Annotated in this window: 24 protein-coding genes; 11 read left to right on the top strand and 13 right to left on the bottom strand. The window is 57.3% G+C overall.

Translation table 11 applies throughout. From position 1 onward, the window contains the following. Nucleotides 1-145: 145 nt before the first annotated feature. Complete coding sequence (panB, locus tag BLV81_RS12695) at nt 146-976, bottom strand: 3-methyl-2-oxobutanoate hydroxymethyltransferase (RefSeq protein ID WP_092356564.1); 831 nt, start codon at nt 974-976, stop codon at nt 146-148. Nucleotides 977-1,238: 262 nt separating this feature from the next. Between panB and BLV81_RS12700 the strand changes: the two genes are divergently transcribed. The 6 genes from BLV81_RS12700 to BLV81_RS12720 all read left to right on the top strand — a co-directional run bounded on the left by BLV81_RS12700 (nt 1,239) and on the right by BLV81_RS12720 (nt 5,932). Further along, complete coding sequence (locus tag BLV81_RS12700; protein ID WP_092356567.1) at nt 1,239-1,655, top strand: PaaI family thioesterase; 417 nt, start codon at nt 1,239-1,241, stop codon at nt 1,653-1,655. 36 nt (nt 1,656-1,691) lie between these two features. Beyond that, nucleotides 1,692-2,900 carry an MFS transporter gene (locus tag BLV81_RS12705; RefSeq protein ID WP_092356570.1) on the top strand — a complete coding sequence of 403 codons (1,209 nt, stop codon included), beginning with the start codon at nt 1,692-1,694 and terminating at the stop codon, nt 2,898-2,900. Nucleotides 2,901-3,220: 320 nt separating this feature from the next. Then, complete coding sequence (locus BLV81_RS12710) at nt 3,221-3,670, top strand: SRPBCC family protein (protein ID WP_092356573.1); 450 nt, start codon at nt 3,221-3,223, stop codon at nt 3,668-3,670. 100 nt (nt 3,671-3,770) lie between these two features. Then, a complete protein-coding gene (locus tag BLV81_RS23645) occupies nt 3,771-4,130 on the top strand; it encodes a dihydrofolate reductase family protein (RefSeq protein WP_255365169.1) in 360 nt (119 codons plus the stop codon). Nucleotides 4,131-4,241: 111 nt separating this feature from the next. Then, nucleotides 4,242-4,886 (top strand): thiopurine S-methyltransferase, encoded by a 645-nt coding sequence (gene tmpT, locus BLV81_RS12715; RefSeq protein WP_092356576.1) that lies wholly within the window; start codon nt 4,242-4,244, stop codon nt 4,884-4,886. Nucleotides 4,887-5,077: 191 nt separating this feature from the next. Further along, complete coding sequence (locus BLV81_RS12720) at nt 5,078-5,932, top strand: NAD(P)-dependent oxidoreductase (RefSeq protein ID WP_092356579.1); 855 nt, start codon at nt 5,078-5,080, stop codon at nt 5,930-5,932. A gap of 35 nt (nt 5,933-5,967) precedes the next feature. Here BLV81_RS12720 and BLV81_RS12725 read toward each other — a convergent pair whose 3' ends face one another. Next, nucleotides 5,968-6,783 carry a ParB N-terminal domain-containing protein gene (locus BLV81_RS12725; RefSeq protein ID WP_092356582.1) on the bottom strand — a complete coding sequence of 272 codons (816 nt, stop codon included), beginning with the start codon at nt 6,781-6,783 and terminating at the stop codon, nt 5,968-5,970. 198 nt (nt 6,784-6,981) lie between these two features. Between BLV81_RS12725 and BLV81_RS12730 the strand changes: the two genes are divergently transcribed. Continuing rightward, nucleotides 6,982-7,731, top strand: coding sequence for an MgtC/SapB family protein (locus tag BLV81_RS12730; RefSeq protein ID WP_092356585.1), 750 nt, complete (start codon nt 6,982-6,984; stop codon nt 7,729-7,731). A gap of 91 nt (nt 7,732-7,822) precedes the next feature. Here BLV81_RS12730 and BLV81_RS12735 read toward each other — a convergent pair whose 3' ends face one another. Together BLV81_RS12735 and BLV81_RS12740 are read right to left on the bottom strand one after the other, a co-directional pair. Further along, nucleotides 7,823-8,245, bottom strand: coding sequence for a universal stress protein (locus BLV81_RS12735; RefSeq protein ID WP_092356588.1), 423 nt, complete (start codon nt 8,243-8,245; stop codon nt 7,823-7,825). Nucleotides 8,246-8,454: 209 nt separating this feature from the next. Continuing rightward, on the bottom strand, nt 8,455-9,096 hold the full coding sequence (locus tag BLV81_RS12740; RefSeq protein WP_255365174.1) for a methyltransferase family protein: 642 nt from the start codon (nt 9,094-9,096) through the stop codon (nt 8,455-8,457). A gap of 376 nt (nt 9,097-9,472) precedes the next feature. Between BLV81_RS12740 and BLV81_RS12745 the strand changes: the two genes are divergently transcribed. The 4 genes from BLV81_RS12745 to BLV81_RS12760 all read left to right on the top strand — a co-directional run bounded on the left by BLV81_RS12745 (nt 9,473) and on the right by BLV81_RS12760 (nt 12,719). Further along, a complete protein-coding gene (locus tag BLV81_RS12745; RefSeq protein WP_092356594.1) occupies nt 9,473-10,006 on the top strand; it encodes a GNAT family N-acetyltransferase in 534 nt (177 codons plus the stop codon). Then, nucleotides 9,993-10,895: a LysR family transcriptional regulator gene (locus tag BLV81_RS12750; RefSeq protein ID WP_092356597.1), complete on the top strand. Its 903-nt coding sequence runs from the start codon at nt 9,993-9,995 to the stop codon at nt 10,893-10,895. The genes BLV81_RS12745 and BLV81_RS12750 overlap by 14 nt, the downstream gene beginning before the upstream one ends. A gap of 57 nt (nt 10,896-10,952) precedes the next feature. Then, nucleotides 10,953-11,297 (top strand): zinc ribbon domain-containing protein YjdM, encoded by a 345-nt coding sequence (locus BLV81_RS12755; protein ID WP_092356600.1) that lies wholly within the window; start codon nt 10,953-10,955, stop codon nt 11,295-11,297. 123 nt (nt 11,298-11,420) lie between these two features. Further along, nucleotides 11,421-12,719, top strand: a complete 1,299-nt coding sequence (locus tag BLV81_RS12760; RefSeq protein ID WP_092356603.1) for a TAXI family TRAP transporter solute-binding subunit — start codon at nt 11,421-11,423, stop codon at nt 12,717-12,719. A gap of 68 nt (nt 12,720-12,787) precedes the next feature. On the opposite strand, the gene BLV81_RS12765 is transcribed toward BLV81_RS12760, so the two are convergent. The 9 genes from BLV81_RS12765 to BLV81_RS12805 all read right to left on the bottom strand — a co-directional run bounded on the left by BLV81_RS12765 (nt 12,788) and on the right by BLV81_RS12805 (nt 21,265). Then, nucleotides 12,788-13,447: an energy transducer TonB gene (locus BLV81_RS12765; RefSeq protein ID WP_092356606.1), complete on the bottom strand. Its 660-nt coding sequence runs from the start codon at nt 13,445-13,447 to the stop codon at nt 12,788-12,790. Between the two features lie 173 nt (nt 13,448-13,620). After that, a complete protein-coding gene (locus tag BLV81_RS12770; protein ID WP_092356609.1) occupies nt 13,621-13,950 on the bottom strand; it encodes a DHCW motif cupin fold protein in 330 nt (109 codons plus the stop codon). 46 nt (nt 13,951-13,996) lie between these two features. Continuing rightward, the gene (locus BLV81_RS12775; protein ID WP_092356612.1) at nt 13,997-15,016 is read right to left on the bottom strand and encodes an XdhC family protein; all 1,020 of its coding nucleotides are present in this window, start codon (nt 15,014-15,016) and stop codon (nt 13,997-13,999) included. Between the two features lie 76 nt (nt 15,017-15,092). Further along, entirely contained in the window at nt 15,093-15,944 is an 852-nt protein-coding gene (locus tag BLV81_RS12780) for an ABC transporter permease (RefSeq protein ID WP_092356615.1), read from the bottom strand. 45 nt (nt 15,945-15,989) lie between these two features. Next, the gene (locus BLV81_RS12785) at nt 15,990-16,799 is read right to left on the bottom strand and encodes an ABC transporter ATP-binding protein (protein ID WP_092356618.1); all 810 of its coding nucleotides are present in this window, start codon (nt 16,797-16,799) and stop codon (nt 15,990-15,992) included. 65 nt (nt 16,800-16,864) lie between these two features. Continuing rightward, a complete protein-coding gene (locus BLV81_RS12790; protein WP_092356621.1) occupies nt 16,865-17,902 on the bottom strand; it encodes an ABC transporter substrate-binding protein in 1,038 nt (345 codons plus the stop codon). A 231-nt stretch (nt 17,903-18,133) separates the two neighbouring features. Continuing rightward, a complete protein-coding gene (recR, locus tag BLV81_RS12795) occupies nt 18,134-18,730 on the bottom strand; it encodes a recombination mediator RecR (RefSeq protein ID WP_176992832.1) in 597 nt (198 codons plus the stop codon). 40 nt (nt 18,731-18,770) lie between these two features. Continuing rightward, entirely contained in the window at nt 18,771-19,091 is a 321-nt protein-coding gene (locus BLV81_RS12800) for a YbaB/EbfC family nucleoid-associated protein (protein WP_092356624.1), read from the bottom strand. A 47-nt stretch (nt 19,092-19,138) separates the two neighbouring features. Then, on the bottom strand, nt 19,139-21,265 hold the full coding sequence (locus tag BLV81_RS12805) for a DNA polymerase III subunit gamma/tau (protein ID WP_092356627.1): 2,127 nt from the start codon (nt 21,263-21,265) through the stop codon (nt 19,139-19,141). Nucleotides 21,266-21,427: the final 162 nt, after the last annotated feature.

Consider the following 21,427-nt stretch of genomic DNA (forward strand, 5'->3'; position numbering starts at 1 on the left):
ACCTGTTATAGAACGCCGGAGCCAAACAAGGTGTTTAGCCATCCTGAATCACGGCAACGGCAACGATGGCAAAGCGGACACTCGTTCGCTTTGCCCATATTGCTCGGCTGTTTGAGACGTTTCCGGCAAGTCGCCTTGGCGATATCTAAAAACAATGTTCCGGGGCCGGAAAGGACTTGTCTTTCACTGCCTTGATATAGGCGCGGATCGCGCCTTCAATGCTCGACTGTCCTTCCATGAAATTACGCACGAAGCGAACCTTCTTGCCGGGAAAGACATCCAGCATGTCGTGCATCACAAGCACTTGTCCCGAGCAATCCGGGCCGGCGCCAATGCCGATGGTCGGAATGGCCAGCATCTCCGTCACTTCCTTGCCCAGCGCGGCCGGAATGGCTTCAAGCAAGAGCAACGTTGCGCCCGCCGCCTGGAGCGCCATCGCATCGGCTTTCAGCCGCTCCGCACTTTCTGCCGTTTTTCCCTGCACCTTGAATCCGCCCAGTTGATGCACGGCCTGCGGTGTCAGGCCGAGATGGGCGAATACCGGTATGCCACGCTCGGTGAGGAATGTCACGGTGTCGGCCAGCCAGGCGCCGCCTTCAAGCTTGACCATCTGCGCACCTGCCTGCATCAGTTTCACTGCATTGTCGAATGCCGACTGCGGTGTGGCATAGCTGCCAAATGGCATGTCCGCGGCCAGCAGCGCGCTCCGGTTTCCGCGCGCGGCACATGCGGTGTGATACATAATATCCGCAATCGTCACCGGCAATGTCGTGCTGTGTCCCTGCAAGACATTGCCGAGCGAGTCGCCCACCAGCAGCAAATCGACGCCGCGGTGGTCCATCAGTGACGCAAAGCTGGCGTCGTAGCAGGTCAGCGTCGCAATCTTTGCGCCGGCACCGCGCATGGCCGATAGTGATTGCACGGTGACCGCTTTGCTGCGCATGGCGCCTTCGCTTTCCTGCAGATATCCCGACATAGCCATTCCTTAATGTTCAATAATTCGTACTTGCCGCGTCTTGCCCGATGCTCAAGAGCGCAAAGGGGAATGATGATAACCGAAAAGGCCTGGGTTTTCGTAGGTCGCACGCAGCGCGGCGCTCGGAGTTATCATACCGGCTCAGCCGAATCCGCTTACTTGCCGGACATGGCTTTCCTTATGCATAATGGCTGCATGAATATTCGGTCCGCCTAATAACCGTTAAGCGTCATGCACGATCCCGTCAAGAGGCCATTTTCCGATGAGTGACATTCAAGAACGCATCGCAGTCAGCTTCAAATCGCAAGGCCTTATGGCGACCCTCGGTGCGAAGCTTGTCTCGGTCGCAGATGGCGAGGTGCAAATAGAATTGCCATTCTCCACGCAGCTTTCCCAACAGCACGGCTATGTTCACGCCGGCGCAATCACAAGTATTGTTGACAGCGCATGCGGGTACGCAGCGTTGACCAAGGCGCCGCTCGAGAGCGAGGTTGTCACAGCCGAGTTCAAGATCAACTTCGTGCGGCCTGCGATCGGCGAACGATTCTTAGCCGTCGGAAAAGTACAGACTTCAGGCAAGCTACTCACGGTCTGTACAGGAGAAGTCCGAGCCTTATCGGGAACCGTCTGGAAAGTGATTGCCATCATGCAGGCAACGATCGTCAACGTCCGTGCCTGACACCTGGCCGCATCTCAATTTCTCGCACACAGAATAATGAGCGATCTGAACGCTGTAGCAATTTCCTCTGATTCGGACGTCGACGGCACTGCCGTCCGTCGCCGCTCCCTGCTGGCGGCCTGCAGCGCCCATGCAGTACATGATGGCCTGACCGACCTCATCTACGTACTGCTGCCTATCTGGCAGGCGCAATTTTCCATCAGTTACGCGCTGGTGGGACTGCTGCGCGGATCCTATTCCGGCATGATGGCCGGCTGCCAGCTGCTAGCCAGCCGGCTGGCAAAACGCTGGGGGCGAGAACGCATGCTGGTGGGAGGAACGGCGCTGGCCGGCATCGCCTACCTGATTGCCGGTCAGGCCGGAAGTCTGACGGTACTGCTGATTGCGCTGTTGCTGGGTGGTCTGGGAGCCAGTACTCAGCACCCGCTGGCGTCCTCGTTGATCACCGATACGCATGAGGCCGGCGGCGGCGTCAAAGAGGCGCTGGCACAGTACAACTTTGCCGGCGACATCGGCAAGACGCTGATACCGGGTCTGGTGGGCCTGTTGCTGGTGGTCGCGAGCTGGCAGGCCAGCGTTACGCTGATGGGCTTGCTCGGACTGGCCGCAGCCGGTCTGCTGCGGTGGCTTATTCCGGTACGGGACGAACAGGTATCCAGCAAGGGGAAAGCCGCCAAGGTAATAACCGGCACCGGTTCGGCCAGCGGACTGCGTGCGCTGCTGCTGACCGGCACCCTCGACAGCGCGGTGCGGATGGGATTTCTCACCTTCCTGCCATTCTTATTGAAAAGCAAAGGCGCCGGCACGGCAGGCATCGGCCTCGCGCTGTCGCTCTTGTTTGTCGGCGGCGCGTTCGGCAAATTGTTTTGCGGTTATCTGGGGGCGCGCATCGGCATGATGAAAACGGTGTGGATCACGGAATCCGCCACATCTCTATTGATCTTGCTGGCGGTATGGTTACCGCTGTTCGGAATGATGGCGATGCTGCCGCTGCTGGGGCTGGCTTTGAACGGGACGTCTTCGGTACTGTACGGCGTGGTGCCGGAATTGGCCAAAGCGGGAAAACGCGAGCAAGCTTTTGCGCTGTTCTATACCTGCACCATAGGTGGTGGTGCGTTGTCACCGGTGCTGTTTGGTCGGCTGGGCGACATTGCAGGAGTCTCCACTGCGTTGATAACCCTGGCGGCGATCCTGCTGTTCACATTGCCGTTATCGTGGCGGGTACAGAAAGAGATCGGCGCCTGATTGCCGTGCATTCGCATCAAAGCGGGCACAAATCAAATGCCATAGGCTCCCATGCAAACACTAGTCATTCCGATATTGATGACGCAAACCAGCCGGTCAGGCGCCTCAGGTGTATGCTTATGAGGTAAATCCTGATTTGTTGCTTTTCACGGAAATCGAGTACGGTACAAAATGGTATCGAGACACCGGACACGCAGGCGGCATGCCGGTCCCCGAGCTTCAACCGGGGCGGAGTTATTCCGCAGTAGCCGGAGTTACCCAGCAAAACTGCGCCCCATATCAACATTAGTCATCGCATCGATGGGAAAGGCGAAGGAATTATGGCTGCGAACACAATTCGACTTCATCGCATACTCCGGGCAAGCCCCGAGAGAATCTACCGAGCGTTTCTCGATGCCGACGCGATGGCTAAATGGCTGCCGCCAAATGGTTTCACTGGCAAGGTCCACCATATTGATGCCAAAGTCGGCGGCACCTACAAAATGTCGTTTACGAACTTCGCCACGAGAGACAGTCATTCCTTTGGCGGAGAGTATCTCGAGCTGATACCCAACGAACGGATTCGGCATACGGATAAATTCGACGATCCTAATTTGCCGGGGGAAATGCAGACGACAGTTTCTTTACTGAAGGTCTCCTGCGGCACTGAGGTAAACATTGTGCAAGAAGGCATACCGGAAGCCATTCCACTTGAGGCTTGCTATCTCGGGTGGCAGCAATCGCTCACTCTTCTTGCGCAATTGGTTGAGGCTGAGATTGCCGAGCAATAAGTTGGCAAGCCAATGCCTGACCTTCAAGTGAACTGGACAGCCAAAAGCCGTTCAGCCCCGGCTGCCAGTTGCGCCCAACCGACGATAGCCGGAAAGGTTGATGGGGCGACGAGCCGCCGTAGCACACGTCCGTCTTCGTGCAGACGCATCACCCGCGGGCGGCGTATCTATTATTCGACAGTATCTGCGCGCCAGCCTGATTGACGAACTACATCTCGCCATCGGACCTGTCTTACCCGGATCAGGTGAGCATCTCTTGAATGGCATCGATATGCATGCCTTGGGCTATGACTGCACGAGCCACGTGGCGGGCGAACGTGCGGCTCACGTCTTTCTGCGCAAACGGCCGCGATTCGGTCGGGCATATCATCAGCAGCTTCTCAACTCACGTATCAGGCAGGTCTGTGTGAGGACAGCGTTGGCAACATCCATTATTTCACCTGTCGTAATTAAGGCTTGACCTCAAGTCCACTTCAACTTGTATTCTGGCGCGTAACCCAACTTGGCACATCGCTCAAGCCCTTACGTTGGCAGCATGTTAATTTACACATCAATAATTCAAGGAGCCGACATGGAAGCAAGTTTTTGGCATCAAAAATGGGAACGAGGCGATATTAAGTTTCATGAAAATGAGACAAACCCGTTACTAATACAACATTTCGGAAAATTGAATCTGGCCAATGGCAGTCGTGTATTCCTGCCGTTGTGTGGCAAGACACGCGATATCGCATGGCTGCTTGCCGGCGGTTATCGCATCGCTGGCGCAGAATTGAGCGAACTTGCCATTAGCGATTTATTTAAAGAACTTGGCTTGGAGCCGACCATATCCAAAGTCGGGAAATTGACACGCTACAGTGCTAAAGATATCGACATATTAGTTGGCGATATCTTTGATATATCAACAGAATACCTTGGCCCCGTCAGCGCGATATACGATCGCGCCGCTCTAGTCGCCCTGCCCGCTCGCACGCGGGAGCAATATACGTCGCACCTGATGAAAATAACCGGCGCAGCGCCGCAGTTGCTGATCTCTTATGAATACAGCCAACTGCTGATGGATGGCCCGCCGTTTTCAGTTACCGAGGACGAAGTAAAGCAACACTATGGCGCTGCTTACCAAGTGAAATCTGTCGAACGCAAGAATGTCGCGGGCGGATTGAAGGGGAAAGTTGCGTCGACGGAGTCCGCTTGGCTGCTCCAAAAAACCGGTAAATAATACGGTGGGGCGCAATCCATGGCGTGTTGCGTCCACCGGTTGCATCCCGGTCGAAAACCGACAGTCCGTAGTCGGCCACTACGGGTCAGATATACCGCCGCCAGAAAGCCAGCGGCCGCACTCGCCCGAATTGTTCCAGTGTTATATTTCAACATTCTGCTGTTCAAGCTAAATTCAAAAGGAATACGATCATGGCAAACATCGCTTTTCTCGGCACCGGATTGCTCGGAAGCGCATTCGCGGAAGCCGCCTCAAAACGAGGTGATTCGGTCACTGCATGGAATCGCTCCCAGGACAAGGTTCTGGCCCTCGCGCAGTTCGGCGTCAAGGCAGCGTCAACACCCGCCGAAGCGGTACGATCTGCTTCAAGAGTGCATATCGTGCTGAAAGACGACGCGGTGGTCGAGGAAGTTATTGCGGCGGCGCGTAGCGGGCTTTCCCCTGACGCGATCCTGATCGATCACACCACGACATTGCCGGCGCTCACTGCCGAACGTGCCGAACGCTTGCGCGCGGCCGGAGTGAAGTATCTGCACTGCCCTGTTTTTATGGGGCCGGCGGCCGCCCGCGGTGCCCAGGGCTCGATGATGGTCGCAGGACCGAAGGCGCTGTTTGAATCCGTCCAGGCGGATCTCGCCAAAATGACAGGGCGTCTCGAATACATGGGCGAGCGCGCCGACCTTGCCGCGGCCAACAAATTGTTTGGAAATGCCATGATCATCGGCCTCTCCGCGGTGATGGCTGACATCCTTACCCTGGCGCAGGCGAGCGGCGTTAACGGTGAGGACGCCGTCAAGTTGCTGGGGCTGTTTGATTTGAATACGATGGTGGCGGGCCGGGGGCTGAACATGGCAAAGGGTAACTTCACCCCGAGTTTCGAGTTGGCGATGGCGCGCAAGGATGTTCGGCTGATGCTTGAAACTGCAGCTAATCGGCCGCTGGCGGCATTGCCATCGATTGCAGCCAGGATGGACCAGCTGATTGCAGCAGGACATGGCGCCGAGGACGCCAGCATCATCGGTCTCGACGCGGTGCCGCGGCCTTGAGCGCTTAGGCCGCTCACGAAGATATGTGCGGCGAACTATTGTCCGCTGCGAGCCTCCGCCAGCGCAATGGCCAGGTGCTGCACCTTCTTTTTCAACTGATCGCGCTCTTCGCTGAGTTCTGCGACCAATGAGGTCAAACGATGAATTTCGATTTGATCGGGCGTGGCGTCGCTCGGCGGCGGATCCAGTTCCGGCTTGGGCGGCAGCCGGGCCTCGCGCACTTGCCTTGCTGCCTGGCGCAGCTCCTTCTTGCCGCCGGCAACAGCCGCTATCTGCTTCTCGCTAGGCAAGGAAGCTAAGGCGGCGGCCGCATTAATGGAAATGATGCCCGACTTTACGGCGCCAACCAGTTCAGGCGCAGCCGTCTTCTGGATTTTTTCGATTTGCCCCAGGGTCGCGCTGCTCATCCTGGCCGCACGCGCGACGACCTCCCGGGTCCATGGCGGCTCACTTTCGGCCTGAACGGCGGCATCGGCGCCGGCCGGCTCTGCGGGCGAACGCTGGGCTTGCGCCTGCGCCTGGCGCGCCGCTACGATCTCTTTCTTGCGCAGCGCCAGCACACCGCGCTGAAAATCCGACACGCTGCGCCGCCCGAGGTGATTGTCGATCATCCACAGATGCACATCTTCCATCGATTGAAACGTGGGGTTCTGCATGGTCTTGAAAGGGATTTCGTGTTTCTGGCAGATACCGTAGCGGTTGTGTCCATCCACCAGAAGGTCGCCCCACAACACCAATGCATCACGGCAGCCTTCGGACAGCAGGCTGCGCTCCAGAGCAATGAATTCGTCTTCGGTCAACGGGTCGATATAGGCGCGGAGGTCTTCGTTGATGGTAATGGTGGTGGTCATGGATCAGAAGAAATAAAATGAGAGCACAGGTAGTGTACGCACCGCTGCCGTTTTACGCTACGTGACAACCCTGCATTTTTAATAAATCGTGAGGCCCAGAAAAATCTCAATTGGGTCAAGTGAGGGCGCGCTTTCACAATGAGGTTTACTCTATAGCCAATTCCCGGGATACTGAAAAAACAAGCAAAAAGAAAAGGTATGGACATTCTTTCATTTGATTCGCTGACCGCCTATTGGTCCACCCCCGAGGTCGGGGCCAATATCCTCATATTTTTCAACTTGCTGGGGGCCTTGTTCCTCGGGGCGCTGGTCGGCTATGAACGCGCCTATCATGGCCGTGCCGCCGGCATGCGCACTTACGGCCTGGTATGCATGGCTTCTGCCGGACTGACTGTATTCGCCGGATATCCGGCGCTCTGGTATGGCGGCCATGCCGGCCTGCCGCTCAATCCGGATCCGACTCGGGTAGTGCAAGGCATAGTCACTGGCATCGGCTTTCTTGGCGCCGGCGTAATCATGAAAGAAGGCCTGAATATCAGGGGACTTACCACGGCGGCGTCGATCTGGGCGGCATCGGCGATTGGGGTCCTGGTGGGCGTCGGCTTTTACATAGCGGCGATATCCCTGACGCTGCTGTCTGCCATCTGCATGGTGTGGGTAGCCAAGCTTGAATATTGGCTGCCGTCGCGGGCGGGCGTTGCCATCCTGGTTGAGTTCGAAAAGGGTTTTGTCCCGCACGAGGACGCGCTGCGCAAGATCGCCTTGCAGCATGGCTACGAGATCGTCAAAGACTCCTTGTCCATCAGCTCGCACGACAAGCATGCAAAATGGCATTTCATCGCTTTCGCCATCGATAGCAAGAAAGGCTCGTCAGTTTCAGAACTGGCGCGCATGATGAATTCTTACGAAGGCGTGGAGAATTTTGATTTGACCCACTGCCGCAACTGAGTTGCGACTCCGGCCTCTGACCGATCATGAAGTGGGCCGATTACGCCGAACTTTGGGGCACGGATCACGACGAAGTGAAGCAGGCATGCAATTACCTGATCAGCGTCACCGGCACATGGGTGAGATGGATCACTTTGTTCATGATCGAACCCAGAATCAGGTTGCCCAAGGCCCCCCTGCCGTGGGTGCCCATGACAATACAGTCGCACTTCTCTTCCTGAGCATAAGCAACGATGCTTTTCGCAATGGAGCCAATACGGGTGCTAGCGATGTAAGGAACATCTGCCTCTTCGAGTATCCGTTTTACGGGCTGCAATACCTCATCGGCCGCCGCAGCTTCAATCTTCCTGATTTTTTCGAGAGGCAAATAAGCCTGGATTTTGCCATCAAGATGTTCTTGCACATTCAGCAAATGGATCTGTGCAGTAGCGCCGCTCTTGACCATTGAGCTTGCATACTGCACTGCCCGTAACGCATAGTCTGAGCCGTCAACCGGAATCAGTATTTTTTGCATTTCGCACCTCGGTCACAAAAATTTTGACGGTGTGATCACATCAACAATCGTGGCTACCGGCAAGCTGGGAAATACCCATGATTCATTTAGCCCATACTTCTATGGCTATCTTGTAAGGAAGATTAGCAGCTCCCAAGTAAATATTCCGTAAATAATTAAATTGATGGTGTAGACGAAACCTAAAAAAAGAGGATTTGCTATGTGGAACGCTACCAGACAAAAGGCAGCAAGCGGTAGCGAACCTTCCGGCAATAGTCTGCATACCCTGCCAAATTCTTTTGCAAGAATTTTTCCTCATCAAGAAGCCGCCATATAAGCGCCGGCAGGAACAACATCAGCCCGCACAAGCCCCACCACGAGCCGAGCGCAAGCGGCATGCCTGCAAGCAGAGGGAGCGCTCCGGCATACATGGGATGCCGTACCAGCGCGTACGGTCCCGTCGAAATGACCTTCTGGCCTGCGGCTATCTGAATCGTGGAGGCGGCGTAGGTATTTGCCTTGAGCACCAGGAAGATCAGGAGAAAGCTGAACAGGATGAGTGCGTCTGCCGCCAGCGATATATATGCCGGCACCGGCGACCATCCGAAGCGGTGATCGAATGCGGGAAAAACAAACAAGGCGATAAATCCTGTTATTGCAAACAACATCAGGATCTTTTGAAGCGGTTCTTTTTCTGCCGTCGGCCCCGCGCTCATGCGCCGTTCCAGGAGCTTTGGGTCGTTCATCGCCAGGTATACCGTGATGGCGGCCGAGGCTCCCACAAAGACGGCCATGAACAACCATCCCTGCCAGTAGTCGATAGTCCCGGCGGACATAAAAAGAAGTGCCGCCATGACGATGCTGCCAAGCAAGCTGGCTCGAAACGCGCGAAAGTTTAGCCTATTCATTCTGCAACAGTTCAATCCGGCCTGCCCCACTGGGCAGAAGTACTATCGTTATGGATTGCCCCGCAGTGATATTCAACATAAGAACTCACTACCGCAGCCACTATCAAGGCGACAGCTATGGCACTCCAAAGTGTAGATTTCATATCCGCCGCTCTTTCATCCGCTCGGATTTACCATATTACGCTTCCTGGCTAACTACGCGCTGCATGTCGCAGCAAACAGTCATGCCCCTATCCGGTCAATATCAAAATTGCTTTGCGAAGCTATCCGTGGCACGATCCAACACTATCGACTTTGTGTATTGATACCCTCCTCTACAATTGATAGCCTGGCAATCCATATGACCATACTGACCACGCAGCGCCTGCGCCTTGAACCATTCAACGACTCGCATCTGGCAGGGCTCAATGCGGTTAGCCGCGATCCGGAAGTGATGCGCTACATTACCGGAAAACCGGAGACGCTTGAGAACACTGCTGCGGCGATTGCGCGCGTCAAGACACGCTGGGCCGAATGGGGATTTTCATGGTGGAGTTTTATCGAGCTTGAGACTGAACAAATCATCGGCTCCGGTTGCATTCAATATTTAGGAGGAGATACTGCGAATTCATTGGAAATCGGCTGGCGTCTGCGGCAGGACAAATGGCGTCAAGGCCTTGCTTCCGAAGCGGCGCGCAGGATGGCGGCGTTCGCTTTTGAGACGGTTGGCGGCGATCGTTTATGCGCGGTGTGCCATCAGGAGAACGCCAGCTCGGCTCGCGTCATGCAACGCCTGGGGATGCGATTTCAAGGTATCGAAAGATGGAATGAAATGGATACCGCCGTCTACGCCATGACGCGCAGCGAATGGGAATCCGGCCATGGACAGGCTTGAAGCAATGCGCCTCTTCACCCAGATCGTTGATCTGGGCAGTTTCACCAAGGCCGCAGGATTGCTGGAAATGCCACGGGCAACCGCCACCCACGCCATGCAGGAGCTGGAACAGCGGCTGGGAGTACGGCTGTTGGAGCGGACCACGCGCAAGGTCAAGCCGACGCTCGATGGCCGCGGATTTTATGAGCGATGCTGCCGGATCCTGGCGGACGTGGAAGATGCCGAAGCCTCGCTCGACCTTGGCTCGGCGAATCCGACCGGCGTGCTGCGCCTGGGCTTGCACGGCACGCACGCAACCCAGATCATCCTGCCGCGTTTGGCTGAATTTCGGCAGCGTTATCCGCGCCTGGACATAGCGATCAGCAGCGGCGACCGGCTGGTCGATCTGGTCGGCGAAGGCATCGACTGCGTGGTGCGGATCGGCGTGCCGAAGGATTCCTCGCTGGTGGCGAAACGGCTCGCCTCGTTACCGGAAATCATCTGCGCCAGCCCGGAATACCTGGCGCGCTGCGGTACTCCCCTGGTCCCGGCAGACCTTGGCGCCCATCAAGCGGTCGGCTTTTTCACGCGCAATCATGATATTCAATACCCCTTCACTCTGCTGCAAGGCGGTCAGGTAAAGGAGTACAAAGCCGGCAGCTGGATAGCAGTCGACAGCGCCGATAGCTACACCCATTGCGCGTTACTGGGATTCGGTCTGATCCAGGTGCCGCGCTTCCGGGTAGAACAGTACTTGCAGACAGGCCAGCTGGTAGCGGTACTCAACGATCAAACCTGCCCCGAGCTGCCTGTGATGGCGCTATACCCATCCCACAACCAGCTGTCGCCCAGGGTCAAGGTGTTCGTCGAATGGGTGTCCAAAGTCTACGCCGAACATTTTGCCTGCTAGAGTCGGTGCAGTATACTGTCTTACTTTACGACTACTGCCATCCCGAAGGACGATATCATGAACGCTTTGCCACCATGCCCAAAATGCAATTCCGAATTTACCTATGAAGACGGCGGCCTCTTCATCTGCCCCGAGTGCGCCCATGAATGGCCGGCGCAGGCTGCTGCGGAATCAGGCGCAGACAGCGCCAAGGTTTATCGCGACGCAGTGGGTAACATATTGCAGGATGGCGATACCGTCACCGTGATCAAAGACCTGAAATTGAAAGGTTCCGGCGGCGTAGTCAAAGTGGGCACCAAGGTAAAGAATATCCGCCTGGTCGACAGCGATCACGATATCGACTGCAAAATCGATGGTTTCGGCGCCATGAGCCTGAAATCGGAGTTCGTCAAGAAGGTATAGCCGTGCGGGGGGCGGTAGCCCCGCCCCCAACAGATAACCGGGTTTTCGAGCCGTCCAACAAAGCGTCGCCTGCCCTCCATGCCCAGACACAATCCAGCACTGCATCGCATACGAAAAGCCCCCATGACCGCGCAGCGCCTGCGGCTTCTCATCCTCGGCGCAATCGTACTGGCAGCGGCACTGGGCTGGGCCCTGGTGATCATGCTCAAACCCGCGATCCAGCGCACGATTGTCATCACTGCCGGCGCCGACAAAGGCATCTATAACGGTTTTGCAGCGCGCTACGCGCCGCTCTTGAAGCGCGAAGGCATTACCCTGGACATCCGTGGTTCCTCCGGCTCGGTGGAAAACTATCAACGGCTGAAAGACCCCGACAGCGAATACGAAGTAGGTTTTATCCAGTCCGGCACCACGACCCCGACGGAAAACGACAGTCTGCAGACCATCGCGGCCGTTTCCTATGAACCGATCTGGGTGTTTTATCGCGGCGACGCCGTCATCACCCGGCTGGCGCAACTGAGCGGCAAGCGGATATCCATCGGCGTGCCGGGCAGCGGCCTGCTGAAAGTCGCGCGGGTTCTGCTGGGTCACAGCGGTATCAGCGCCGATAACGCTACGCTGCTGGAGATGGATGCTTACAAGGCTTATCAGAATCTGGAAAACGGCCAGCTGGACGCCGCATTTTTTATCGGCCGTCCGGATGCCGCCATGCAGCAGACCTTGCTCAACAGCGATTTGAAGTTAATGAGCTTTGCGCAGGCAGACGCGCTGGTGCTGAAGTTCCCTTCGCTCTCCAAGATTGTCTTCCCGCGCGCCTCGACCAGCGTCGCCAACGATTTACCGCAAGCCGACGTGACGCTGCTGGCCGCCACCGCACTGCTGGTTTCCAAGGATAGCCTGCACCCGGCCCTGACTTACCTGTTGCTGGAAGCGGCGAATTCGGCCCATGCCCGTGAAGATTACTTTACCCCGCGCGGTTCGTTCCCCAACCTGAATTCGGATGATTTTCCGATTTCCGACGAAAGCATACGTTACTTCAAATCCGGCCGCCCTTTCCTGCAGCGTTACCTGCCGTTCTGGCTGGCCAGCTTCATCGAAAGACGCTTGCTGATCCTGCTGCCCTTCATGGCCCTGTTGTTCGGCCTGCTGCAGGCGTTGCCGCGCATGGTGGCAGCGCGCATGAAAAACCGGCTGGTGGTCTGGTATCGCGAGATCAAATCGCTGGAAGATGAAATATGGGCGTCCAAAAACCCCACCAGGGAACAAGTTGCGCAATGGCGCGACGACATCGAGAACATTGACGCCAATGCCAGCCAGATACGCATCCCACAGCGTTATTTCCAGGATGTGTATGCGCTCAAGCAAGCTATCCGGGTGGTGCGGGAGCGTATTTTCCAGGTAGCTCAGCAGGTTGAGAAATAAATTGAAAAGCAACTTGAAAAGCAGGCCGGACATTGCCGAAGGATACTGCCGGCCATGGCTGATTTTGCTTACTCCAACTTCCACACATACTGCATTCTTGTCGTAGATTGCACCGGCTGGCCATCAGCCATGGCGGGTGTGAAATGACAGAGACTCCAGGCTTTCAACGTCGCTCTGTCAAGGTCTTTGAAACCGCTGCTTTTTTCAATTGTGGCATCCAGCACGCTGCCGTCGGCGCCTATGGTCAGCCTCAAATTCACGCTGCCCTGTTCTTCATTGTGCAAGGAAGTTCTCGGATATTCCGGCTTTTCGCAATTCCCGGTAACCCTGGCGCTGGTATGCGCCGGCGGGCCTGGCGCTGGCGTTGCGGCGGCAACCGGTTGCGCTACAGAGGTAGGCAGATCGTTGGTCGGCGGCTTGACATTGGTTACCGCCGCAATCACGTTTTCCGGGGCTTGCGGCTGTACCTTGACCTCCGGCGGCGGCACGTAGGCGGGCGGCGGCGCAGCGGTTTTCGGTGCTGGCGGGGTCGGCTTGTCTGGCGGCGGAGGTGGCGGCGGTTTGATTTCCGTGATGATCTTGGCGATCACCGGCTCCTGGATGACATCGACGACTTTGCGGGCCAAGCCGGTCACCAGTGCATACACAACTGCTATATGCATCAGAACAACAACACTGACGCCAACCCATTTTCGGCCGGGGTCGGCCTCATCAAACGTGAAATCCATTGAAGGACTCCTGTCTGCTCGCCTGCTTACCCGCGTTTGCGGCAATCATCTTATCGGCGGCAGCACACTACCCGCCGATATGCTAATTTCTTATCGGATTGCCTATTTTCATATTAGCAGCTTGGCGGCAACAGTAAAGGTATCCGCTAAAAACTTGCGGGCCGATGCATCGCTCAGTCGACCACGAACAGCTTCGCGCCGATGGTAGTAAAAGACCGGTGCGGCTCGGCGTTGTCTGCAACCTGGTAGCTCATCCCGGCTTGCAGAAAAAACCTGCGGCCATCTTCCAGTTCGGTGTGCAGTTCGCCTTCAAGGCAAAACAGGATATGCCCCTTGGTGCACCAATGGTCGGCCAGATAGCCCGGCGTGTAGTCGACCATGCGAACCCGAATCCCGCCGAAGTGACGGGTGCGCCAATACGCCATTCCGGTTTCGCCCTTGTGCTCGGTGCGCTCAACCGTCTCCCAGTCTGTGGTGCCGAACGGAATATCAGTCATCTTCATGTTTTTCCCCTTAGCCCCTGGCTAAATTATCCCGCTACCCTGCCAATCAAGGCCGCTCGACCATCCGCAGATCGCTGACGCCGTCGGCGCCGTTAGCACCAACTGCACAACTCGACGGCGTCACGGCCACACTGCCGCGATTGCGCAACATCACCAGCTCGGCCAGCACCGACACCGCAATCTCTGCCGGTGAACGGCTCAGGATAGACAAGCCGATCGGCGCATGCAAGCGTTCAATCTGCGCGCGGCTTAAATCCAGCATCAGCAACCGTTCCTTGCGCGCCTCGGTGCTTGCCATCGAGCCGATTGCGCCGACATAGAAAGCGTCCGTCCTGAGCGCCTCCATCAGCGCCATATCGTCGACTTTTGGATCGTGGCTGAGCGTGACGATCACGGTGCGGCGGTCAGGCTTGAAAGCCAGCACCGCATCGTCCGGCATGCCATCCAGCCAGATCACACCGTCGGCCTGCCAGTTGCGGCGCTGTTCTTCGCGTGGGTCGTTCAGATAGACTGAAAAATCCAGCGCAGGCGCCATCTGCGCCAGATATTCGGAGACCTGGCCGGCGCCGATGATCAGCAAACGCCAGCGCGGGCCGAATACCTGCACTAGTTCTTCCTCATCGAAACGCAGCGCGAAATCGGCATCGCTGGCTTCAATGCTGGCCTGGCCGCTGCGCATATTCAGGCGGCGCTGCACCAGGTGGCGGCCGGCTACCGCTTCAAGCAGCGGCGTCAGCGAGGCGGCATCGCTCAGTGGCTCGATCACCAGTTCCAGCGTACCGCCACAGGGCAGGCCAAAGCGGCGCATTTGCTCGGCGCTGATACCGTAGCGTACCAGTTCGATCTGATGCGGGAAGGCGGCGGAAAAACGCTGCATCAGGTCGTCTTCGATGCAGCCGCCCGAGACCGAGCCGGTAAAATCGCCGTCATCCGTTATCGCAAACAGTGAACCAAGCGGACGCGGCGCCGAACCCCAGTTGCGCACTACCGTCACCATGGCTACCCGCTTCCCCTGCTGCAGCCAGCTGACGGCGCTTTTCAATACTTGATAATCGACTGCGTTCATGGCTTACCTGATCATAATTGATACTTATCAGTGTAGTGAAAAACAGGATCGGCTGCGCGACAAGCCACAGCACTCTTCACAAACGCTCAGTCTCGCCGCTCTTGGGCTGCCACTTCATCAAGCGCTTTTCGATCATCCCCACCACCGTATCGAGCACCAGCGCAAAGGCGGTCAGCACCAGTATCCCGGCAAACACTGTATTGATGTCGAATGCACCTTCGGCTTGCAAGATCAGGTAGCCGACGCCGCGCGCCGAACCGAGGTATTCACCGACGATGACGCCGACGAAAGCCAGCCCGACCGAGGTATGCAGGCTGGAGAACACCCAGGAGGTAGCTGACGGCAGGTACACCGTGCGCAATAACTGACGCTGGTTGGCGCCTAGCATGCGGGCATTGGCGAGCACCACCGGGCTGACTTCCTTGACGCCTTGATAAACGTTGAAAAACACGATGAAAAATACCAGCGTCACTGCCAACGCCACCTTGGACCAGATGCCGAGTCCGAACCACATCGCAAAAATCGGCGCCAGGATCACCCGCGGCATCGCGTTGGAAGCTTTGATGTAAGGATCCAGAATGGCCGAGGTCAAAGGCGACAGGGCCAGCCACAAGCCGACGCCGAGACCGAACACCGTGCCTATGCCAAACGCCAGCATGGTCTCGCTCAGGGTGATCAGCAGGTGTGAATAAATCTCCGCCGGGAACGTCAGCGTAAACCAGGTGTGGTCGCCGAAACCGACTTCCAGCGAACCGCTGCCGACCGTAAACCACTGCCAGACACGTTGCAGCACCTTGATCGGCTCGCCGAAGAAAAACGCCGTTTGCGGATTGCGTGTCGCCAGGTGCCAGATGAAGAAAAATATCAGCAGCACCAATACTTGATATACCCGCAGATTCCTATAATTCGGCTTGATGGCTTTCCACATGATCCCGTTTTGTCCTTGTTATCCTGGTTATCCCGGATTGCGCTGCTAAGCGACTTTCTTTTGCTGCTGATAGCCCTTCAACACTTCGTCGCGCAGCACGCTCCAGATCTGCTGGTGCAGCTCGACAAAACGCGGATCGCTGCGGATTTCAGCTACGTCGCGCGGGCGCGGCAAATCAATCACGAACTCGCCGATCGGATGGGTTCCCGGCCCGGCCGACAGCACCACCACCCGGTCCGACATGGCGATCGCCTCATCCAGGTCGTGGGTGATGAACAGCACCGCCTTGCGTTTGGCGCTCCACAATTCCAGCACTTCGTTTTCCATCAGTTGCCGGGTCTGGATATCCAATGCCGAAAACGGCTCATCCATCAGGATGATGTCAGGATCCAGGATCAAGGTCTGCGCCAGCGCCACCCGCTTGCGCATGCCGCCCGAGAGCTGATGCGGATAACGGTCGCCGAAGCCTTGCAGGCCGACCCGCGCCAGCCATTCTTCACCCAGCTGGCGCGCCTTGGCTTCATCGGTTTCCCGATACTGCAAGCCGGCGATGACATTCTGCAGCGCGCTGCGCCAAGGCATCAGCGCTTCGGCCTGGAACATGTAACCGGCGCGGCGATTGATGCCAAGCAGCGGCTCGCCAAACACCTTGACGCTGCCGGATGAAGGCTGCAGCAAACCGGCGCCGACATTCAACAAGGTCGATTTGCCGCAGCCGGTCGGCCCGACCACGGAAACGAATTCGCCCGGCGCGATCGACAAATTGGTGTCAGCTACCGCAGTGTAGCGCTGGGAACGATCGTCTTTGGAGATGAAGGTGCAACTGACGTTGTCGAGAAAGAGGGCTGGAGTCATGGGAGTGTGGATTGGCTTGTTACGGCTGCCTGGCGGGGCGGGCAAATTTTTGCCCGCCCTGCTTGCTATTTGTACTTGGCGTTGGCTTTTTTTACAAACTCATTGGTATAAGTTTGCGACAAATCGATATTTTTGCCGGCCAGCTCAGGATCGAATGCTTCCAGTGTGTGCAGCGCGACTTTCGGGCCGGCGTCAGGAATCGTACCGTCCGGTGACAGCGCCTCGCGCACTTTCATGAAAGCTTCGATGTACAAGGCACGGTCGCCCAGCTGATAGCTCTCCGGCACCGCCTTGACAATATCCGACGGGCCGGCTTTCTGCAACCACTTCAGGGCGCGCACCATGGCGTTGGTCAAGGCTTGCGTGGTATTCGGGTATTTCTTGATGAAATCGGCGGAGGCGTACAAGGTGGCTGCCGGCATCGGGCCGCCAAACACGGTGTTGGTGTCTTTCAAGGTGCGCGTATCGGCAATGATCCTGATCTCATTATTCTGCTGCATCATGGTGATCAGCGGATCGAGATTGACGATCACGTCGATAGAACCGGAGCGCAGCGCCGACAATGCGCCGGCCGAGGCGCCCACGCCGATGTAGGAGACGTCGGTCGGTTTCAGGCCGCCCTTGGCCAAGACGAAATTGGACATCATGCTGGTCGAGGAACCCGGCGCGGTAACGCCGATCTTCTTGCCTTTCAGATCCGCAATCGACTTATAGTTAGGCATGGTCTTGTTGGACACGCCCATGACGATTTGCGGCGCCCGGCCCTGCAGCACGAATGCGGTGATATGCTGATTCTTGGCCTGCATGCTGATGGTGTGCTCGAACGCACCGGAGACCACATCGGCGCTGCCGCCGATCAGCGCCTGCAGCGCTTTGGCGCCGCCGGCGAAATCGGAAATCGTTACATCCAGACCTTCATCCTTGAAATAACCGAGCTGTTCGGCAATCGTCAGCGGCAGGTAATAGAACAGGTTTTTGCCGCCCACCGCGATAGCCACTTTGGTTTTCTCAGGTGTCTGCGCAAACAATTTGCCATTGAATGTCAGGTACCCCGCCAAGAACAGGCAAAGGGCGATGCCAAACTGCTTCCAGCTGAATTTCATTTTGTCTCCTCGTATATCCAGGGTTATTTCACTACTGCTTAGTTTTGTTTATGTCAGTAATGGTGCTTTTCTTTGCCATCTTGATGTGGCTATTCGGAAACTGAGTTACTAGCGGGCTCTATGATAATACTGTCTTTCTGGAAATAAATAGCCGCCTGTCATTATGTTTTTTTAGCATGGCAGCTCGGCCTCGCCATCGGCTTCGCCACCGGCCTCGCCAGACGCTAGATGTCAGGTCGCACGCCGGTCCAGCATCGCACGGGCGATGGTGCCGGCATCGACATATTCCAGCTCCCCACCCACCGGCACCCCACGCGCCAGGCGGCTGACTTGCAGGCCGCGGGCTTTCATGGTTTCGCTGATGTAGTGGGCAGTGGCCTCGCCTTCGTTGGTGAAATTGGTCGCCAGCACGACTTCCGTCACCACGCCGTCGGTGGCGCGGCCTATCAGTTTTTCCAACTGGATGTCTTTCGGACCGATGCCGTCCAGCGGCGACAAGCGGCCCATCAGGACAAAATACAAGCCCTTGAAAGTCAGGGTCTGTTCAATCATCAGCTGGTCTGTCGGCGTCTCCACCACGCACAGCAAGGTGGGATCGCGCTCAGGATCGAGGCAGGTTTCGCAGACCTCGTTCTCGGTGAAGGTATTGCATAGCGCGCAGTGGCGGATCTGATCGACCGCCTGGGTCAGCGCCCGCCCCAGCAGCGCCGCACCGTCACGGTCATGCTGCAACAAATGATAAGCCATGCGCTGAGCCGATTTTGGACCGACACCGGGCAGATGACGCAAGGCTTCGGTGAGTAAGGTAAGACTGGAAGGAATTTTCACGTCAAGCCTTGAATCATGCGACGCTCAAAAATGAGCTTGGTCAGAATGGCAATTTGAAACCGGCTGGCATGCCGGCAGTCAGGCCGGACATTTTTTCCGCCGACAGCGCTTCAGCTTTACGCACCGCATCGTTGAAAGCGGCAGCTACCAGGTCTTCCAGCATGTCCTTGTCGTCGGCCAGCAAGGAAGCGTCGATCGCTACCCGCTTGACGGCGTTCTTGCAAGTCATCACGACTTTCACCAGGCCGGCGCCCGATTCGCCTTCGACTTCGATCAAGGCCAATTGGTCTTGCATCTTCTTCATGTTGTCTTGCATTGCCTGGGCTTGTTTCATCAGCCCTGCTATTTGGCCCTTCATCATGGTGTTTCTCCTATAAAAACAAAAAAATTCATTACAAAAAAAATTGATTACCCCAGAGGCTTGATCGATCCAGGCACAATCGAAGCGCCGAATTCGCGCATCATGCTCTGAATGAAAGGGTCGTTTTGCGCAGTCTGTTCCGCCAGCCGCTGCCGTTCTGCCTGCGCCGCCATTGCCTGGGCGTTAGCGGTATGGCGGACCGGGCCGAGCTCGGTTTCCACTTTTACATTACGGCCGAAATGCTCGGTCAGCGCTACTTCCAACTTATCAACGCTGCCGGCCGAGCGCAAGGTATCGAAAGGAATCCGCAGATGGAATTGGACTGCCGCGCCGCTGCTGTCGGATTTGATCAGTTCGCTCTGCTGCGCCAGCTGATGCGCTACGCCGCGTACCGCCAGGTTGGCGGCCAGCAACGGCCAGTTGCCGTCCCAGTTCAGGTTCGGATCGGGCTGCAGGACCAGTGGCGGCAACGGTTCTAGCGGAGCCGCAGGCTGCGGGACAACAGCTTCGGGGCGCGCAGTCTGACGGTTATTGTTTGCCGCCCCGTTTGCCGCCCCGTTCACTCCGCCGGCGGCTGCAGAGGCGCGCGGAGCTGCGAATTGTGCGTACGATTCAGTTTTTTTTTCAGCCGCCGAACTGGAAAATTCGGTATCTGGCAAATCCATGGGCAGAGGGATCTCTTCTTCCCAAGGCGGCACGGAAGAATTTTGCGCTGCCTGCTGCACATAAGCCGGCGCTGCAGGCTTGGCTTGCACCTCGGCTGGCTGGCTGGCCGGCGCCGCCTGCGCCTGGCTTGGCTGCGGTCGCGCGGCGGCGCCGCCCTTGCGGGAAGATGCAGCAGCGCGCGCCGCTTCCAGCGCAGCTCTTGCCGGACTCATGGCGCTCGTATCCGGACGCGCTACCGGCGCGCTGGTGCTGACTGTCTGCGGAGCGCTGCTCAAGCGCGCGGCCGTGGGTGCTGCCGCAGCTTGCGCCGCGGCCGGCCTGGATGCAGGAGCCGGCTGCGGCGCCGGCGCGGTGCTCACCTGAGGCCGTGGCCGGCCGACTGGCGGCGGCGCTACCGTGCTGCCGTCGGCTTGCGGCCGGAATGCCAGCATGCGCAGCAAGGTCATCGAAAAACCGGCATATTCGTCCGGCGCCAATCCCAGTTCATTACGGCCATGTACGGCGATCTGGTAAAACAGTTGTACTTCCTCGGCATCGAACAAGGCCGCCAGCCGTATCACTTCTTCGCGTTCCGGCAAATCGTCGGCCAAGGCGGCGGGAACGCTTTGCGCCAAGGCTACCCGATGCAGCAAAGTGCCCAGGTCCTGCAGCGCAGCGTTATATGACAGGCTGCGGCTGGCCATGTCGTCGGCGACCGCCAGCAAACCGGGACCGTCCTTTTGCGCCAGCGCATCGAGCACGCGGATCAGATACGACTGATCGAGCGCGCCCAGCATGCCTTGCACTGCTTCCAAGGTCACTTTGCCGGCAGCATAGGCGATCGCCTGATCGGTCAGCGACAGCGCATCGCGCATCGAGCCGTGCGCGCCTTGCGCCAGCAAACGTAAAGCCGGCGTTTCGAATTCGATTTGTTCCTGGCCCAGGATATTATCCAGATGGCCGATGATATGGCCAGGCGGCATCTGCTTCAGGTTGAACTGCAAGCAGCGCGACAGCACCGTTACCGGAATTTTTTGCGGATCGGTGGTAGCCAGGATGAATTTGACATGTTCCGGCGGCTCTTCCAGCGTCTTCAGCATCGAGTTGAAGGCATGGTTGGTCAGCATGTGCACTTCATCGATCATGTAGACCTTGAAGCGCGCATTCGACGGTGCATAGACAGCTTGTTCCAGCAGCTGCGCCATTTCGTCGACGCCGCGGTTCGACGCCGCATCCATCTCGATATAATCGACGAAACGCCCGGCATCGATCGCCACGCATGCTTCGCACACACCGCACGGTGCGGCGGTGATGCCGCCGTTGCCGTCGGCCCCGATGCAATTCAGCGATTTCGCCAGGATCCGCGACAAAGTAGTCTTGCCGACACCGCGGGTGCCGGTGAACAGATAGGCGTGGTGCAAACGCTGCTGCTCCAAGGCATGCGTCAAGGCCCTAACGACGTGTTCCTGGCCGACCAGCGTATCGAAACTTCTGGGGCGATATTTACGGGCGAGAACTTGGTAGGACATAGGCGACGAATATGGGCTGCAGGTTGTGAAATACAAACAGCATTTTACCTGACAGACGCAATTAGCACGGTTTTTAAACTTGGCGGCCGATTCCGCCTTATCGCCACCCGGCGTTCCGGGCTTAATCGGGGAGGAAAGCAGGGGAACGATGAGATTGAGTAT

The sequence above is a fragment of the Collimonas sp. OK242 genome (genome assembly GCF_900107095.1).
Lineage (GTDB): Bacteria > Pseudomonadota > Gammaproteobacteria > Burkholderiales > Burkholderiaceae_D > Collimonas.